This window comes from Vogesella urethralis, from assembly GCF_007644045.2.
Classification (GTDB): Bacteria; Pseudomonadota; Gammaproteobacteria; order Burkholderiales; family Chromobacteriaceae; genus Vogesella; species Vogesella urethralis.
In genome coordinates, this window is the sequence record NZ_VMDW02000098.1 from 197,457 (window position 1) to 212,992 (window position 15,536).

At 70.0% G+C, this 15,536-nt stretch carries 13 protein-coding genes; 10 read left to right on the top strand and 3 right to left on the bottom strand.

The window, feature by feature from the left end:
- Window positions 1–59: 59 nt before the first annotated feature.
- Window positions 60–1,265, bottom strand: a complete 1,206-nt coding sequence (locus FLQ03_RS12295) for a urate hydroxylase PuuD (protein ID WP_144371026.1) — start codon at window positions 1,263–1,265, stop codon at window positions 60–62.
- A gap of 1 nt (window position 1,266) precedes the next feature.
- Window positions 1,267–1,608, bottom strand: a complete 342-nt coding sequence (gene uraH, locus FLQ03_RS12300) for a hydroxyisourate hydrolase (RefSeq protein ID WP_144371027.1) — start codon at window positions 1,606–1,608, stop codon at window positions 1,267–1,269.
- Window positions 1,609–1,835: 227 nt separating this feature from the next.
- Between uraH and uraD the strand changes: the two genes are divergently transcribed.
- Entirely contained in the window at window positions 1,836–2,354 is a 519-nt protein-coding gene (gene uraD, locus FLQ03_RS12305; RefSeq protein WP_144371028.1) for a 2-oxo-4-hydroxy-4-carboxy-5-ureidoimidazoline decarboxylase, read from the top strand.
- 19 nt (window positions 2,355–2,373) lie between these two features.
- Here uraD and FLQ03_RS12310 read toward each other — a convergent pair whose 3' ends face one another.
- A complete protein-coding gene (locus FLQ03_RS12310; protein ID WP_144371029.1) occupies window positions 2,374–3,336 on the bottom strand; it encodes a LysR substrate-binding domain-containing protein in 963 nt (320 codons plus the stop codon).
- A 292-nt stretch (window positions 3,337–3,628) separates the two neighbouring features.
- Between FLQ03_RS12310 and xdhA the strand changes: the two genes are divergently transcribed.
- The 9 genes from xdhA to puuE are packed head-to-tail and all read left to right on the top strand — an operon-like array spanning window position 3,629 to window position 15,528.
- Window positions 3,629–5,080, top strand: a complete 1,452-nt coding sequence (xdhA, locus tag FLQ03_RS12315) for a xanthine dehydrogenase small subunit (RefSeq protein WP_144371030.1) — start codon at window positions 3,629–3,631, stop codon at window positions 5,078–5,080.
- Window positions 5,077–7,401 carry a xanthine dehydrogenase molybdopterin binding subunit gene (gene xdhB / locus FLQ03_RS12320; RefSeq protein WP_144371031.1) on the top strand — a complete coding sequence of 775 codons (2,325 nt, stop codon included), beginning with the start codon at window positions 5,077–5,079 and terminating at the stop codon, window positions 7,399–7,401. Before xdhA ends, xdhB begins: the two co-directional genes overlap by 4 nt.
- Entirely contained in the window at window positions 7,398–8,369 is a 972-nt protein-coding gene (xdhC, locus tag FLQ03_RS12325) for a xanthine dehydrogenase accessory protein XdhC (protein ID WP_144371032.1), read from the top strand. Before xdhB ends, xdhC begins: the two co-directional genes overlap by 4 nt.
- Entirely contained in the window at window positions 8,366–9,901 is a 1,536-nt protein-coding gene (locus FLQ03_RS12330) for an ABC transporter ATP-binding protein (RefSeq protein ID WP_144371033.1), read from the top strand. The genes xdhC and FLQ03_RS12330 overlap by 4 nt, the downstream gene beginning before the upstream one ends.
- On the top strand, window positions 9,888–10,955 hold the full coding sequence (locus FLQ03_RS12335; RefSeq protein ID WP_144371034.1) for an ABC transporter permease: 1,068 nt from the start codon (window positions 9,888–9,890) through the stop codon (window positions 10,953–10,955). Before FLQ03_RS12330 ends, FLQ03_RS12335 begins: the two co-directional genes overlap by 14 nt.
- A gap of 50 nt (window positions 10,956–11,005) precedes the next feature.
- Window positions 11,006–11,923: an ABC transporter permease gene (locus FLQ03_RS12340; protein WP_144371035.1), complete on the top strand. Its 918-nt coding sequence runs from the start codon at window positions 11,006–11,008 to the stop codon at window positions 11,921–11,923.
- Window positions 11,924–11,926: 3 nt separating this feature from the next.
- The gene (locus FLQ03_RS12345) at window positions 11,927–13,282 is read left to right on the top strand and encodes an 8-oxoguanine deaminase (RefSeq protein WP_144371036.1); all 1,356 of its coding nucleotides are present in this window, start codon (window positions 11,927–11,929) and stop codon (window positions 13,280–13,282) included.
- 4 nt (window positions 13,283–13,286) lie between these two features.
- On the top strand, window positions 13,287–14,612 hold the full coding sequence (gene guaD / locus FLQ03_RS12350; protein ID WP_144371037.1) for a guanine deaminase: 1,326 nt from the start codon (window positions 13,287–13,289) through the stop codon (window positions 14,610–14,612).
- Window positions 14,599–15,528: an allantoinase PuuE gene (gene puuE, locus FLQ03_RS12355; RefSeq protein ID WP_144371038.1), complete on the top strand. Its 930-nt coding sequence runs from the start codon at window positions 14,599–14,601 to the stop codon at window positions 15,526–15,528. The genes guaD and puuE overlap by 14 nt, the downstream gene beginning before the upstream one ends.
- Window positions 15,529–15,536: the final 8 nt, after the last annotated feature.

Below are 15,536 nucleotides of genomic sequence, written 5' to 3' on the forward strand. Positions count from 1 at the left end.
AAGCAGAACCCTGCCCGCCGCGCGGGCAGGGTTTTTTCATGCGCCGCGACGTCACAAACCTAGCGCGCCCCGGCCTGGTACCACTGCGCGATCAGCGCCCGCTCGGCGTCGCTGATGTGGGTGACGTTGCCCAGTGGCATCGCCTTCAATTGCACCACCTGTTGGTAGATGCGTGGTGCAGCGGCGCGGATGGCGGCGTCGTTGTCCAGCAGCAGGCCGGCGGGTGCCGACGGCATCAGCGTGGGCGCGGCGCTGTGGCAGGCAGTACAGCGCGCTTGCAGCACGGCCTGCACCTGCGCCAGTGTCGGTGCCTGTACTGCGACGGGCACCGTGGTGTTGGCGGATGTCTGCGGGGCCGCAGGGGCGATCCACCACAGCACCGCCAGCAGCAGTGCGCCGCCGGCCAGCGGGTATCGCCACGCCAGCTGGCCCTTGTGGCGCAGGTTGAAAAAGTGGCGGATCAGCACCGCGGCCAGCAGGATGCCGCCCAGCACCAGCCAGGCGTGCGGCGCGTGGTAGGTAAACGCGTAGTGGTTGCTGATCATGGCAAACAGCACCGGCAGCGTCAGGTAGTTGTTGTGCACGCTGCGCTGCTTGCCGCGCAGGCCGTGGACGGGATCCGGCGCTTCACCGCGCTGCATGGCTGCCACCATCTGCTTCTGGCCGGGAATGATCCAGAAAAACACGTTGGCCGCCATGGTGGTGCCCAGCATGGCGCCGATGTGCAGGAACATCGCCCGCCCGGCCAGCAGTTGGTCCAGCCCCCACGCCACCGCCAGCACGAAGCCGCCGTAGATCACGGCAAACAGCAGCTGGCTGCGGCCGAACAGCCAGCGGCACAGCAGGTCGTAAACCAGCCAGCCGCCGCCCAGCGTGGCCAGCCCGGTCAGCACCGCGGCCTGCGGGCTTTGCAGCAGTTTTCCGGCGTCCAGCATGTAGCTGCCGGCTTGCAGGTAGTACAGCGTGCTCAGCAGCAGAAAGCCGGTGAGCCAGGTGCTGTACGCCTCCCACTTGAACCAGTGCAGCTCGTCCGGCAGTGCCGGCGGCGCGCCCAGGTATTTTTGCGGGTTGTAGAAGCCGCCGCCGTGCACCGCCCACAGCTCGCCACCCACGCCTTTGGCGCGCAGCGCCGGGTCGGTTGGCGGCTTCAGGCTGTTGTCCAGCCAGATGAAGTAGAACGAGGCGCCGATCCAGGCGATGCCGACGATCAGGTGCAGCCAGCGCAATAGCAGGCTGGCGCATTCCAGCAGGTAGGCACTGTCCATGTCAGCTCCCGCGGTAGGTGCTGTAACTCCACGGCGAGACCAGCAAGGGCACGTGGTAGCGGCTGGCCGGGTCGGCCACGCCGAAGCGCAGCGTCACCACGTCCAGAAACGGTGGCTCCGGCAGTTGCACGCCGCGCTGGCGAAAGTACGCGGCCACCTCGAAATGCAGCTCGTACACGCCGCGGCAGAAGTCGGCACCGGCCAGCAGCGGGCCGTCGCCGCGGCCGTCGGCGTTGGTGTGGCCGCTGCATAGCAGCTGGCCGTCACGGTACAGGCGGAAGGCCAGCGCGGCAGCCGGGCAGCCGTGGGCGGTATCGAGAACGTGCAGGGAAAGCTGGCTCATGACGGTGCTCGTGGTGTGAAGGCAACGCAAAAAAGTATAGGGAGGCGCCGCTGCGCTTGTACTGATAAGCCTTATAGCTGGCGCCATATATGCCCGGCGGCCTGCTGCCCCGTGGCGGCGGCCAACCTTGCGCTTGACGAATGGGCGGTATAAGCAAACGCGTCTTGCTGGCGGCGATGGCGGCTTTCTATGCTGCAACTCCCGCCACTTCCCCTTCGCGAGGCACCATGACCGCACTCCTTACCTTGGCCGATTTGTCCGCCATGGACCAGCCGGCCTTCGTGGCTGCGCTGGACGGCATCTACGAACACTCGCCATGGGTGGCCGCCGGCGCCTGGGCGGCACGGCCGTTTGCCTCGTTGCCGGCCTTGGCCGCCGCGCTGGAGGCGGTGATGCTGGCTGCCGAACCGGCGCAGCAGCTGGCGCTGATCCGCGCCCACCCGGAGCTGGCCGGCCGCGCCGCCATCGCCGGCGAGCTGACCGCGGCGTCCAGCAGCGAACAGCAGGGTGCCGGCCTGTTGCAGTGCTCTCCCGCAGAGTTTGCCCGGCTACAGGCGCTGAACGCGGCCTACCGCCAGCGCTTTGGTTTTCCGTTTGTAGTGGCGGTGCGCGGCTTGAGCCGGCAGGCCATTATCGAACAGCTGGCCACCCGTTTGCAGGCCACGCCGGCTGCTGAACAACGCACCGCCTTGCAGCAGATCGCGCGCATTGCCGGCTGGCGGCTGGCCGACCGCGTGGCCGGCTAGCAGCGCAGGCGGCCGTGGCTCAGGCGGCGGCTACCGTGGCGGCCGGCAGCTGCTGCCAGCTGGCGCTGCGTGATACCGACACGATCTGCTCGCGCAGCCAGCGGCACTCGTCGGCGTGGTGGGTGCGGTCGTGCCACAGCAGGTAGAAGTTCATCGGCGGGAAGGCCACCGGCACCTCGCGCACCACCAGCGGCAGGTGGCGGCAGAAGTACTCGGCAAAGTGGCGCGGGCCGGAAAACACCATGTCGCTCTGCAACAGCAGGTAGGGCACCATGTTGAAATAGGGCACGTAGGCGCTGACGTTGCGCTTCAGCCGTTCGCGTGCCAGGTACAGGTCGATCACCCCGCGCTGCCCCACCGAGTAGGGGCTGGGCAGCAGGTGCTCGGCCGCCAGATAGGTGGCGGTGTCCATCGTTTGCGCCGCCAGCGGGTGGCCTTCGCGCATCAGGCACACCACGTCATCATCGAATAGCGGCAGCATGCGCAGCTGCTCCGGCGGCTGCGGCCAGTTGCCGATCACCACGTCCAGGTCGCCGTGTTCCAGCGCGCTGACCACATCGAAATTGGGCCCCAGCGAGTGGATGGCAATCTGCGACTGCGGTGCCGTACGCCGCAGCTGCCCCACCAGCTGGCTGACCAGCGAGGCATTCAGGTAATCGGGGGTGGCGATATTGAACACCCGCCGCGTCTGCGCCGGGTTGAAGCGCACCTGCTGCACCGCCAGCGTCTCGATCTGCTGCAAGGCAATCTTCACCGGCTCCAGCAAGGCCATGCCGCGCTCGGTGGGCGTCATGCCGTTACGGCTGCGCACCAGCAGCGGGTCGCCGGTGATGTCGCGCAGGCGGCGCAGCGCGGTGCTGACCGCCGGCTGCGACAGGTTCAGCTTGCGCGCGGCGCTGGATACGCTGCACTCGCTCAGCAGCGCGCGCAGGATCTGCAGCAGGTGGACGTCGATCGACTCCCATGAGGTGGACAGTTTCATGGCGGTGCTCCCTTTGGTGTTATCCCGCAGTGCAGCAAGCGGCATGCCACCCATGCGGCACGAATAATGTTTATCACGCCTGCCCGGCTGTCGCTGCCGGGGGGCTGCGCTAGATTGCTTGGCAGACCCGGCAGCGGGAATGGCATTTGCAACTAGCCTGTCAGCGACGGCCTGCGGCCAACCCGTCATGGTGCACTGCCGCATCGATATGCCCGATGCCTGCACCGTCTGCTGCCACCGTGCCGCAATGTTGTGCATGCGGTGCGGCCAACCTTCACAAGCGACCCCAGTCATGAGCCGAAACCAGATCCAGTTTTACTTTCGCGGCAGCGTGCACAGCGTGCTGCCGGACAGCCCCACCCAGACCGTGCTGCATTACCTGCGCCGGCAGCAGGGCGCGTGCGGCAGCAAGGAAGGCTGCGGCGAGGGCGATTGCGGCGCCTGCACCGTGGTGGTGGGCGACATGCACGGCGACGCGCTGCAGCTGTCGGCGGTCAACGCCTGTATCCAGTTTCTGCCGGCGCTGGACGGCAAGGCGCTGTTCACGGTGGAAGACCTGGCTCGCGGCGAGCAGCTGCACCCGCTGCAGCAGGCGTTGGTGGACTGCCACGGCTCGCAGTGCGGTTTCTGTACGCCGGGCATCGTGATGTCGCTGTGGGCGCAGCAGGAAAGCCAGCCCGGCTGCCCCAGCCGCAGCCAGCTGCAGGATGCGCTGTCCGGCAACCTGTGCCGTTGCACCGGCTACCGCCCCATTCTGGACGCGGCGCAACAGGCGGCCAGCTTGCCGGCCATGCCGCTGCAGCGCGAGCCGGTGCTGGCGGCCTTGCAGCAGCTGGCAGCGCGCCCGTCGCTGCAAGGCGAAGCCGGCGGCGCCCGTTACGCGGTGCCGGCCACGCTGGCCGAGCTGCTTGCGCTGCGCCGCGACTGGCCGCAGGCGCGGCTGGTGGCCGGCAGTACCGACGTCGGCCTGTGGGTGACCAAGCAGCTGCGCACGCTGGGCGACGTGATCTTTGTCGGTCGCGTGCCCGAGCTGCGCCAGCTGCAGCGGCAGGCTGACGGCGTGTGGATCGGCGCCGCCGTCAGCGTGGAAGACGCGCTGCAGCAGCTTGCTGCCAGCCACCCGGCCTGGGACGCGCTGCGGCTGCGCTTTGCTTCGCGCCCGGTGCGCAACGCCGGCACCCTGGGCGGCAATGTAGCCAATGGCTCACCCATCGGCGACAGCATGCCGGCGTTGATCGCCACCGGCGCGCGCGTGGTGTTGCAGTCGCTGCGCGGCCGGCGCGAGCTGGCGTTGGAAGACTTCTACCTGGGCTACCAGCGCACCGCGCTGGCGGCCGACGAGATCGTGCTGGGCCTGTGCGTGCCGCCGCTGGCGGCGGGCAGCCAGCTGGCGCTGTACAAGGTGAGCAAGCGTTTCGACCAGGACATCTCGGCCGTGTTTGCCGCCGTGCAACTGCAGGTGGCCGATGGCCGCATCGCGGCGGTACGGCTGGCGTTTGGCGGCATGGACGCCACGCCGGCGCGGGCGCCGCACGCCGAGGCAGCATTGCAAGGGGCGGCGTTCGACGCGGCCAGCTTTGCCGCCGCCGGTGCCGCGCTGGCGCAGGACTTCAGCCCGCTGTCCGACGTGCGCGGCAGCGCCGCCTACCGCCTGCAGGTGGCCGCCGGCCTGCTGCAACGCGCCTGGCTGCAGTTTTCCGGCCACGCCGCCACCGACCTTGCCCGACTGGAGGCCAGCGCATGAACGCCTTTACCGACGCCGCCGCCACCCGCGTGGTTGGCCGCAGCCTGCCGCACGACAGCGCCCGCCTGCACGTGCTGGGCCAGGCGCTGTACATCGACGACCTGCCGGAGCTGGCCGGCACCCTGCACGCTGCGGTCGGCATGGCGCCGTGCGCGCACGGCCGCCTGCGCCGGCTCGATCTGACTGCGGTACGCGCCGCCCCCGGCGTGGTGGCGGTGCTGACCGCCGCCGATATCCCCGGCGCCAACAACTGCGGCCCCATCGTGCACGACGAACCGCTGCTGGCCGACGAGCTGATCCAGTTCCACGGCCAGCCGCTGTTCGTGGTGGCCGCCAGCAGCCACGACGCCGCCCGCCGCGCCGCCCGCCTGGCCCGCATCGAGGTGGACGCGCTGCCGCCGGTATTGGGCATCGAGCAAGCCATCGCCGCGCAATCGTGGGTGCTGCCACCGGCCACGCTGCAACGCGGCGACGCCGACGCCGCGCTGGCCGCCGCACCGCGCCGCCTGGCCGGCGAGACGGTGCTGGGCGGACAGGAACACTTCTATCTGGAAGGGCAGATCAGCTACGCCCAGCCCGGCGAAAACCGCACGCTGCAGTTGTGGTGCTCCACCCAGCACCCCACCGAGATGCAGACGCTGCTGGCCGAGGTGCTGGGTTGGGAAGCCAGCCAGATCAATGTGAGCTGCCGCCGCATGGGCGGCGGTTTCGGCGGCAAGGAATCGCAGTCTGCGCAGTGGGCCTGCCTGGCCGGCCTGCTGGCGGTGCACACCGGCCGCCCGGTAAAGCTGCGGCTGGACCGTGACGACGACATGATGCTCACCGGCAAACGCCACCCGTTCCGCATCCGCTGGGAGGCCGGTTTCGACGACGACGGCCTGCTGCTGGGGGTGAAGTACGAGCTGGCGTCCGACTGCGGCTTCAGCGCCGACCTGTCCGGCCCGGTGAACGACCGTGCCATCTGCCACGTGGACAACGCCTATTACCTGGACGCGGTCAGTATCCTCAGCCTGCGCTGCAAGACCCACACCGTGTCGCACACCGCCTTTCGCGGCTTTGGCGGCCCGCAGGGCATGATGGCCATCGAGTCGGTGCTGGATGACATCGCCCGCGAACTGGGGCAAGACCCGCTGGCGGTGCGTTGCCGCAATTTCTACGGCACCACGCCGGGCGGCCCGCGCAGCCTCACGCATTACCAGATGCCGGTCAGCGACAACATCCTGCCGCAGCTGGTGGCGCAGTTGGCCGCCGACAGTCGCTACCACGCGCGGCGGCAGGCGATTGCCGATTTCAACGCCGCCAGCCCGGTGCTGAAAAAGGGCATCGCGCTGACGCCGGTGAAGTTCGGCATTTCGTTCAACGCCGTGCACTACAACCAGGCCGGCGCGCTGGTGCACTTGTACACCGACGGCAGCGTGCTGGTGACCCACGGCGGCAACGAGATGGGGCAGGGCCTGTACACCAAGATCCGCCAGATCGTGGCTGAAGTGTTCGGCCTGGCGCCGGAGCGCATCCGGCTGGCGCCCACCGAAACCAGCCGCGTACCCAATACCTCGGCCACTGCCGCGTCCAGCGGTGCCGACCTCAACGGCAAGGCCGCGCAGGACGCAGCGTTGACCGTGCGCCGGCGGCTGGCCGACTGGCTGGCCGCGCAGCACGGCGTGGACGCCGCCGCGCTGGTGTTTGCCGACGGCCGCATTGCCGGTGCCGGGCTGGACATTCCCTTTCACGAGGCGGTGCGCCAGGCCTACTTTGCCCGCATCCAGCTGTGGAGCGACGGCTTCTACCGCACGCCCAAGCTGTCGTGGGACGGCGCGCAGCGCGTCGGGCGGCCGTTTTACTACTTTGCCTACGGCGCGGCGGTCAGCGAGGTGGCGGTGGATACCCTTACCGGTGAAAGCCGGGTACTGGCGGTGGACATCCTGCACGACGTGGGCCGCTCGCTGAACCCGGCCATCGATATCGGCCAGATCGAAGGCGGCTTCGTGCAGGGCATGGGCTGGCTCACCAGCGAGGAGCTGGTGTGGCAACCGCACGGCGCCCACGCCGGCAAGCTGCTCAGCCACGCGCCGTCTACCTACAAGATTCCGGCGGTGCACGACATTCCGGCGCATTTTTCGGTGCGCCTGTTCGATAACGCCAACGCCGAGGACACCGTGCACCGTTCCAAGGCGGTGGGCGAGCCGCCGTTCATGCTGGCGATGTCGGTGTTCTTTGCACTGCGCGACGCCATTGCCGCGGCCTTGCCGCCCGGCAGCCGTCCGGCGCTGAGCGCACCCGCTACCCCGGAGGCAGTGCTGCGCGCACTGGGCCGGCTATGAGCGCGCTGTGGCCAAGCTTGGCCGCCACGCTGGGCTGCGGCGACGACGCGGTGCTGATCACCGTGGCGCGGGTGCAGGGCTCGGCCCCGCGCGCAGCCGGCACCAGCATGCTGCTGGGCCGTAGCGGCGCCCACGGCACCATCGGCGGCGGCCATCTGGAATGGGAAGCCTGCGACCTGGCGCGTGCGCTATTGCTGTCCGGCGGCCGCACCCGCTTGCTGCGCCTGAGCTTGGCGGCGCAGCTGGGGCAATGCTGCGGCGGCGTGGTGTGGCTGCTGCTGGAGCGCATTACCGCCGGCGACAGCGCCTGGCTGGCCGCCTTGCCGGCGTTGCTGGCAGGCCAGCCGCTGCTGCGCCATTGCGACGCCGGCGGCAGCCGCTGGCTGCCCGCTGCGGCCAACCCGGCGCCGCCGCAACTGGTCACGGACGGCGCCGGCTGGCACTACCGCGAGCAGCCGGCCAGCCACTGGCCGCCGCTGTGGCTGTTTGGCGGTGGCCACGTTGGCGAGGCGCTGGTGCAAGTGTTGCAGCCCACCTGCTGGCCGCTGCACTGGGTAGACAGCCGCGACAACGCGCCCGGCTTTGCCCGTGCCTGGGCGCCGCAGGTGCATTGCGTGGCCAGCGACGCGCCGGAAGACGAGGTCGATACCGCGCCGGCCGGCGCCTTTTACCTGGTGATGACGCATCGCCACGACCTCGACCTGACGCTGGCCAGCCGCATCCTGCGCCGTGGCGACGCCGCCTTCTTCGGCATGATCGGCTCGCGCAGCAAGCGCGCCGCCTTCAGCCAGCGCCTGGCGGCGCGTGGCCTGGACGCGGCGGCCATGACCTGCCCCATCGGCGTGGACGGCATCCGCGACAAGGCGCCGGCGGCCATCGCCATCGCGGTGGCGGCGCAGCTGCTGCAACAGCGCGAAGCCTGGCAGCCCACGCCATCCCCCCTTCTTTGTTTGCAGGAGACGCCATGAACCCGCCGCCAAGACTGGAGCTGACCCACATCACCAAGGCCTACCCCGGCGTGGTGGCCAACCAGGACGTAAGCCTCAGCGTGGCCCCCGGCGAAATCCACGCCGTGCTGGGCGAGAACGGTGCCGGCAAGAGCACGCTGATGAAGATCGTGTACGGTGCGGTGCAGGCCGACAGCGGCGAAATCTGCTGGAACGGGCGCCAGGTGCGCATCGGCAGCCCGTCCGAGGCGCGGCGGCTGGGCATCGGCATGGTGTTCCAGCACTTTTCGCTGTTCGAAACGCTGAGTGTGGTGGAAAACATCGCGCTGGTGCTGGAAGAAAAATTCGACCTGCGCGCGCTGGCGCTGCGCGTCAGCGAGGTGTCGCAGCGCTACGGCCTGGCGCTGGACCCGTGGCGGCCGGTGTACAGCCTGTCGGTGGGCGAGCGGCAGCGGGTGGAAATCGTGCGCTGCCTGCTGCAGAACCCGCAGCTGCTGATCCTGGACGAGCCCACCTCGGTGCTGACACCGCAGGCGGTGCTGGCGCTGTTCGACACGCTGCGCAGCCTGGCGGCAGAGGGGGTGTCCATCCTGTACATCAGCCACAAGCTGCACGAAATCCGCGCACTGTGCCACCGCGCCACCGTGATGCGCGGCGGCCGCGTCACCGGCACGGCACTGCCGGCCGAGGAAACCGACGCCAGCCTGGCGCGCATGATGATAGGCCGCGAGCTGCCCCACTGCAGCATGCCGGCCTACCACGGCGAGCGGCAGCCGGTGCTGCAGCTGGCCGGGCTGTCGCAAGCAGCCGACGACGCCTTCGGCGTGGCGCTGCACGATGTCTCGCTGACACTGCACGCCGGCGAGATCGTCGGCATTGCCGGCATTTCCGGCAACGGCCAGGCCGAGCTGCTGGCGGCGCTGTCCGGCGAAAGCCGCAGCCGGCCCGGCGCCGTGCTGCTGGACGGCGCCGCCATCGGCCAGCTGGGCGCCGGCGCCCGCCGCGACCGTGGCCTGGTGTTTGTGGCCGAAGAGCGGCTGGGGCGCAGCGCGGTGCCGGCAATGAGCCTGGCCGACAACACCGTGCTCACCGCCCACCGTCTGGGCCTGCGCCGTTACGGTTTGCTGAGGTTGGCCGCAGCGCGGCAGCTGGCCGACACCATCATCGAACGCTACGACGTGCGCTGTCGTGGCGCCGGCTCGGCGGCGCGCTCGCTGTCCGGCGGCAACCTGCAGAAGTTCATCGTTGGCCGCGAGATCGAGCTGGCGCCCCGGGTGATGATCGTGGCGCAGCCTACCTGGGGCGTGGACGTGGGCGCGGCGGCGTTCCTGCGCCAGACGCTGATCGACCTGTCGCGGCGCGGCGTGGCGGTGCTGGTGGTGTCCGAGGAGCTGGACGAGCTGTTCGAGATGTGCGACCGCATCGCGGTGCTGGCCCAGGGCCGGCTGTCCGAGGCGGTGCCCACCGCCGACACCCACGCCGAGCGCATCGGCTTGCAAATGGCCGGCCTCGCGCAGGCGCCGGTAGAAGGAGCCCACCATGTACCTGCTTGAACCCCGTCCGCAGCCGTCGCGCACCATGCGCTGGCTGGCGCCGCTGATTGCGGTCGGCCTTACCCTGCTGGCCGGCTCGCTGCTGTTCTGGGCGCTGGGCAAATCACCGTGGCAGTCGTTCCACGTGTTTTTCATAGAACCGCTCAGCAGCGCCAACGGCTGGAGCGAGCTGCTGGTGAAGGCGTCGCCGCTGATCCTGATCGCGCAGGGCCTGGCGGTGGGCTTTCGCGCCCGTATCTACAACATCGGCGCCGAAGGGCAGCTGATCATGGGCGCCATTTGCGGCGGCGGCGTGGCCATCGCCTGCCACGACCTGCAAGGCGGCTGGATACTGCCGGCCATGCTGCTGGCCGGCGCGGCGGGTGGCGCGCTGTGGGGCGGCCTGGCGGCCTGGCTGAAGACGCAGTTCCGCGCCGAAGAAACGCTGACCACGCTGATGCTGACCTACGTGGCCGGCTTTGTGCTGGCCTGGCTGGTCAACGGCCCGTGGCGCGACCCGGACGGCATGAACTTTCCGCAGTCGGTGATGTTTGCCGACCCGGCGCTGTTTGCGCCGCTGTTCGATGGCTACCGCGTGACCGCCGCGGTGCTGATCACGCTGGTGGTGGTGCTGTTCTTCGCGCTGTACTTCCGCCGCAGCTTCCTCGCCTACCAGCTGGAGGTGGCCGGCCAGGCGCCGGCGGCGGCGCGCTTTGCCGGGTTTTCCGCCCGTGGCGGGGTGTGGCTCAGCCTGTTGCTGTCGGGCATGACCGCCGGCGTGGCCGGCGTGGCCGAAGTGGCCGGGCCGGTGGGGCAGCTCAATCTCAATATTTCGCCGGGCTATGGCTTCGCCGCCATCATCGTGGCCTACCTGGGCCGGCTGTCGCCGCTGGGCATGGTGCTGTCCGGCCTGTTGATGGCGCTGGTGTACCTGGGCGGCGAGGCGGCGCAGGTGTCGCTGCAGCTGCCGGCGGCCATCACCGGGCTGTTCCAGGGCATGTTGCTGCTGTTCCTGCTGGGGGCCGATGCCTTTGTCGATAACCGTCTGCGCCGCCGGGTGGCGGTGCCGGCCTGAAACCGCGCCGGCTGCCGGCAGGCGGCGGGCAGCAATGGAGGAAGCAAACCATGTGGGAACATCTGATACCGGTGCTGGCGGCCATGCTGGGCGCGGCCACGCCGTTGTTGCTGGCGGGGCTGGGCGAGCTGGTGGCCGAGCGCGCCGGGGTACTGAACCTGGGCGTGGAAGGCATGATGCTGATCGGCGCCATCGCCGGTTTTGCCGGCGCGGTGCACGGTGACGTGTGGAGCGGCCTGCTGGCCGGCAGCGTGGCCGGCATGGCGTCGTCGCTGCTGTTTGCGGTGCCGGCGCTGTCGCTGGCGGCCAACCAGGCGGCCTGCGGCCTGGCGCTCACCATTCTGGGCGTGGGCCTGTCGGCCTTCATCGGGCAGGCTTACGTCAGCTACAGCCTGCCGGGCATGGCACCGCTGGCGCTGCCTTTGCTTGGCGAGCTGCCGTTGCTGGGGCCGGTGCTGTTCCACCAGACGCCGGCGGTCTACCTGGCCTTGCTGCTGTTTGCTGCCACCTGGTGGGTGCTGGCGCGTACGCGCTGGGGGCTGGTGCTGCGTGCGGTGGGCGAGTCGCCGGACGCGGCGCACGCCATCGGTTACCCGGTGCTGGCGGTGCGCTATGCGGCGGTGCTGTTCGGCGGCGCCATGGCCGGCCTGGCCGGGGCCTACCTGTCCACCGTGTACACGCCGCTGTGGGTGCAGAACATGACCGCCGGCCGCGGCTGGATTGCGGTGGCACTGGTGGTGTTTGCCACCTGGCAGCCGGGCCGCCTGCTGCTGGGCGCGCTGCTGTTCGGTTTTGTCACCATCCTGCAGTTCAACGCGCAGATTCTGGGCGTGAAGGTGCCGGTGCAACTGCTGGCGGCGCTGCCGTACCTGGCCACCATCGTGGTGCTGGTGCTGATCTCGCGCGACCGCAAGCTGCTGCAGAAAAACCTGCCCGCTTCGCTGGGCAAACCGTTCCTGCCGGGTTGAGCCATGGCCACCCTGTTGCTACAGCACGCCGACGTGCTGCTGACCCAGGACGCGGCGCGGCGCGAGATCGCCGACGGCGCGGTGTTCATCCGTGATGGCGTGATCGAGCAGGTGGGCCGCAGCGACGCGCTGCCGGCCGACGCCGACCGCGTGATCAGCCTGCGCGGCTGCGTGGCCTTGCCCGGCCTGATCAACACCCATCACCACATGTACCAGAGCCTGACGCGGGCGGTGCCGGGTGCGCAGGACGCCGAGCTGTTCGGCTGGCTGCGCCGCCTGTACCCGGTGTGGGCGCGGCTGACGCCGGAGATGGTGCGCGTGTCGGCCGAGGTGGCGATGCTGGAGCTGATGCAGTCCGGCTGTACCACGTCGTCCGACCACCTCTACCTGTACCCCAACGGCGCGCGGCTGGACGACACCATCGAGGCGGCGCAGCGGGTGGGCATGCGCTTTCACCCGTGCCGGGGCGCGATGAGCGTGGGCGAGAGCGCCGGCGGCCTGCCGCCGGACAGCCTGGTAGAGCGCGAGGACGCCATTCTGGCTGATACCCGCCGCGTGATCGAGCGCTGGCACGACCCGGCGCGCCACGCCATGTTGCGCGTCGGCGTGGCGCCGTGCTCGCCGTTTTCGGTCAGTACCGACCTGATGCGCGAGTCGGCGGCGCTGGCGCGCAGCTACGGCGTGCGGCTGCATACCCATCTGGCCGAAAACGACAACGACGTGGCCTACAGCCGCGCCCGTTTCGGCATGACGCCGGGCGAGTACGTGGCCGAGCTGGGCTGGGTGGGCGACGACGTGTGGCACGCGCACTGCGTGAAGCTGGACAGCGCCGCCATCGGCCTGTTCGCCGCCACCGGCACCGGCATTGCGCACTGCCCGTGCTCCAATATGCGGCTGGCGTCCGGCATTGCACCCACCCCGGCGCTGCGCGAGGCCGGCGTGGCGGTGGGGCTGGGGGTGGATGGCAGCGCGTCCAACGATGCGGCCAACCTGCTGGCCGAAACGCGGCAGGCGATGCTGCTGGCGCGCGTCGGCCACGGCCCGGCGGCGATGTCGGCCCGTCAGGCGCTGGACCTGGCCACGCTGGGCGGCGCCCGCGTGCTGGGCCGCGACGACATCGGCGCGCTGGCGCCGGGCATGAGCGCCGACATCGTGGCCTTCCGCCTCGACACCCTGGGCCTGGCCGGCGCCGCCGTGCACGACCCGGTGGCCGCGCTGCTGTTCGGCCAGCCCGGCCCGGCGGCGTGGAGCATCATTAACGGCCGCGTACGCATCGCCGACGGCCATTTCACCGACCTCGAGCTGCCGCCGCTGCTGGCCCGCCACAACGCGCTGGCGCGCACGCTGTTACAAGGATGACCCGATGGACGCCCTGATCCTGCGCGGCGAAGTGCTGCACTTTCTGGATGACCCCGGCGCCGCCGACCACGACGCCAGCTGGCAGCACTGGGCTGACGGCTACCTCTACCTGCAGCACGGCCGCGTGGCTGCCTGCGGCGACTGGTCAGCCCGCGACGCGGCGGCGCTGGCCGGCGTGCCGGTGCACGACCATCGCGGCAAGCTGATTTTGCCCGGCCTGATCGACTGCCACCTGCATTACGCCCAGGCCGGGGTGATCGGCTCGTTTGGCCGCCAGCTGCTGGACTGGCTGAGCGACTACACCTTCCCGGCGGAAGCGGCGTTCAGCGACCCGCAACTGGCGCGGCGTACCGCCGCCTTCGTGCTGGACCGCCTGCTGGCGCACGGCACCACCACCGCCGCCATCTTTGCCACCGTGCACCCGGTGTCGGTGGACGCGCTGATGGCCGAGGCCGAGCACCGCAATATGCGGCTGATCTGCGGCAAGGTGCTGATGGACCGCCACGCGCCGGACAATCTGCGCGACAGCGCCGAGCAGGGCGTAGCCGACAGCGCCGCGCTGGCCGCGCGCTGGCACGGCCGTGGCCGCCTGCATTACGCGGTGACGCCACGCTTTGCCCCCACCAGCAGCGCCTTGCAGCTGCAACTGGCCGGCGAGCTGTACGCCAGCCAGCCGGGCCTGTACGTGCAGTCGCACCTGGCCGAGAACCTGGCCGAGATCGCCTGGGTAGGCGAGCTGTTTCCCGGCCACCGCGACTACCTGCACGTGTACGAGCACTACGGGCTGGTCGGCCCGCGCTGCGTGTACGGCCACGGCATCCACCTGGACGACGGCCAGCGCGCCAGGTTGGCCGCAGGCGGCGCCTCGGTGGCGTTTTGCCCTACCTCCAACCTGTTTCTGGGCAGCGGTTTCTTCGACTACGCCGCCATGCTGGACGCCGGTGTAGCGGTGGGGCTGGCTACCGATATCGGCGGCGGCACCTCCTACAGCCTGATCCGCACGCTGGGCGAGGCCTACAAGGTGTCGCAGTGGCTGAAAACGCCGCTGTCGCCGCTGCGCGGCTGGTACCTGGCCACGCTGGGCGGCGCCCGGGCGCTGCGGCTGGACGGCTGCCTGGGCAACTTCCTGCCCGGCAAGGAGGCCGACTGCATCGTGCTGGACCCGGCGGCCACGCCGGAGCTGGCTTTCCGCCTGCAACACGGCGGCACGCTGGCCGAGCGCCTGTTTGCGCTGTCCACGCTGGCCGACGAACGCCATGTGGCGGCCACCTACGTGGCGGGCCGCCCGGTTTCCACCCCGCACCTGGAGCTGACCGATGCTGACGCCTGATTACCCGCGCGATCTGATCGGCTACGGCCGCAACCCGCCGCAGGCCGACTGGCCGGGCGGCGCCCGCCTGGCGCTGCAGTTCGTGCTCAATTACGAAGAGGGCGGCGAAAACTGCGTGCTGCACGGCGACGCCGGCTCCGAGCAGTTCCTGTCCGAGCTGTTCAGCCCCGCCAGCTACCCGGCGCGGCACCAGAGCATGGAAACCATTTACGAATACGGCGCACGCGTCGGCGTGTGGCGCATCCTGCGCGAGTTCGAGCAGCGCGGTTGGCCGCTGACCGTGTTCGCCGTCGGCATGGCGCTGCAACGCCACCCCGAGCTGGCCGCCGCGCTGGTGGAAGCCGGCCACGAGATTGCCTGCCACGGCTGGCGCTGGATTCACTACCAGCAGGTGGACGAGGCCACCGAGCGCGCCCACTTGCAGCAGGCCGTCGCGGTGCTGACCCAGCTGACCGGCAGCCGGCCGCTGGGCTGCTACATCGGGCGCGACAGCCCGCAAACGCGGCGGCTGGTGGCCGACGACGGCGGCTTTCTGTACGACGCCGACCACTACGGCGACGACCTGCCGTTCTGGCTGCCAGTACAAACCAGCGCCGGCCACACCGTGCCGCAGCTGATCGTGCCGTACACGCTGGACGTCAACGACATGCGCTTTGCGCTGCCGCAGGGCTACGCGCAGGGCGACGATTTCTACACCTACCTGAAAGACAGCTTCGACGTGCTGTACGCCGAAGGCGCGCACACGCCGCGCATGATGAGCGTGGGCATGCACTGCCGGCTGCTGGGCCGCCCCGGCCGCCTGCGCGCGCTGCAGCGCTTTCTGGATTACGTGGCGCAGCACCCGGCGGTATGGGTGTGCCGCCGCGTCGACATCGCCCGCCACTGGCGCCAGCGCCACCCGTATCAACCCGCTTGAATACCGCC

What these genes read in the sequence shown, in the direction of transcription:
- FLQ03_RS12340 (WP_144371035.1), top strand. Translation starts at nt 11,006, where the DNA reads ATGTGGGAACATCTGATACCGGTGCTGGCGGCCATGCTGGGCGCGGCC.
- xdhC (WP_144371032.1), top strand. Translation starts at nt 7,398, where the DNA reads ATGAGCGCGCTGTGGCCAAGCTTGGCCGCCACGCTGGGCTGCGGCGAC.
- xdhA (WP_144371030.1), top strand. Translation starts at nt 3,629, where the DNA reads ATGAGCCGAAACCAGATCCAGTTTTACTTTCGCGGCAGCGTGCACAGC.
- xdhB (WP_144371031.1), top strand. Translation starts at nt 5,077, where the DNA reads ATGAACGCCTTTACCGACGCCGCCGCCACCCGCGTGGTTGGCCGCAGC.
- FLQ03_RS12345 (WP_144371036.1), top strand. Translation starts at nt 11,927, where the DNA reads ATGGCCACCCTGTTGCTACAGCACGCCGACGTGCTGCTGACCCAGGAC.
- FLQ03_RS12310 (WP_144371029.1), bottom strand. Translation starts at nt 3,336, where the DNA reads ATGAAACTGTCCACCTCATGGGAGTCGATCGACGTCCACCTGCTGCAG.
- FLQ03_RS12335 (WP_144371034.1), top strand. Translation starts at nt 9,888, where the DNA reads ATGTACCTGCTTGAACCCCGTCCGCAGCCGTCGCGCACCATGCGCTGG.
- FLQ03_RS12330 (WP_144371033.1), top strand. Translation starts at nt 8,366, where the DNA reads ATGAACCCGCCGCCAAGACTGGAGCTGACCCACATCACCAAGGCCTAC.
- guaD (WP_144371037.1), top strand. Translation starts at nt 13,287, where the DNA reads ATGGACGCCCTGATCCTGCGCGGCGAAGTGCTGCACTTTCTGGATGAC.
- uraD (WP_144371028.1), top strand. Translation starts at nt 1,836, where the DNA reads ATGACCGCACTCCTTACCTTGGCCGATTTGTCCGCCATGGACCAGCCG.
- puuE (WP_144371038.1), top strand. Translation starts at nt 14,599, where the DNA reads ATGCTGACGCCTGATTACCCGCGCGATCTGATCGGCTACGGCCGCAAC.
- uraH (WP_144371027.1), bottom strand. Translation starts at nt 1,608, where the DNA reads ATGAGCCAGCTTTCCCTGCACGTTCTCGATACCGCCCACGGCTGCCCG.
- FLQ03_RS12295 (WP_144371026.1), bottom strand. Translation starts at nt 1,265, where the DNA reads ATGGACAGTGCCTACCTGCTGGAATGCGCCAGCCTGCTATTGCGCTGG.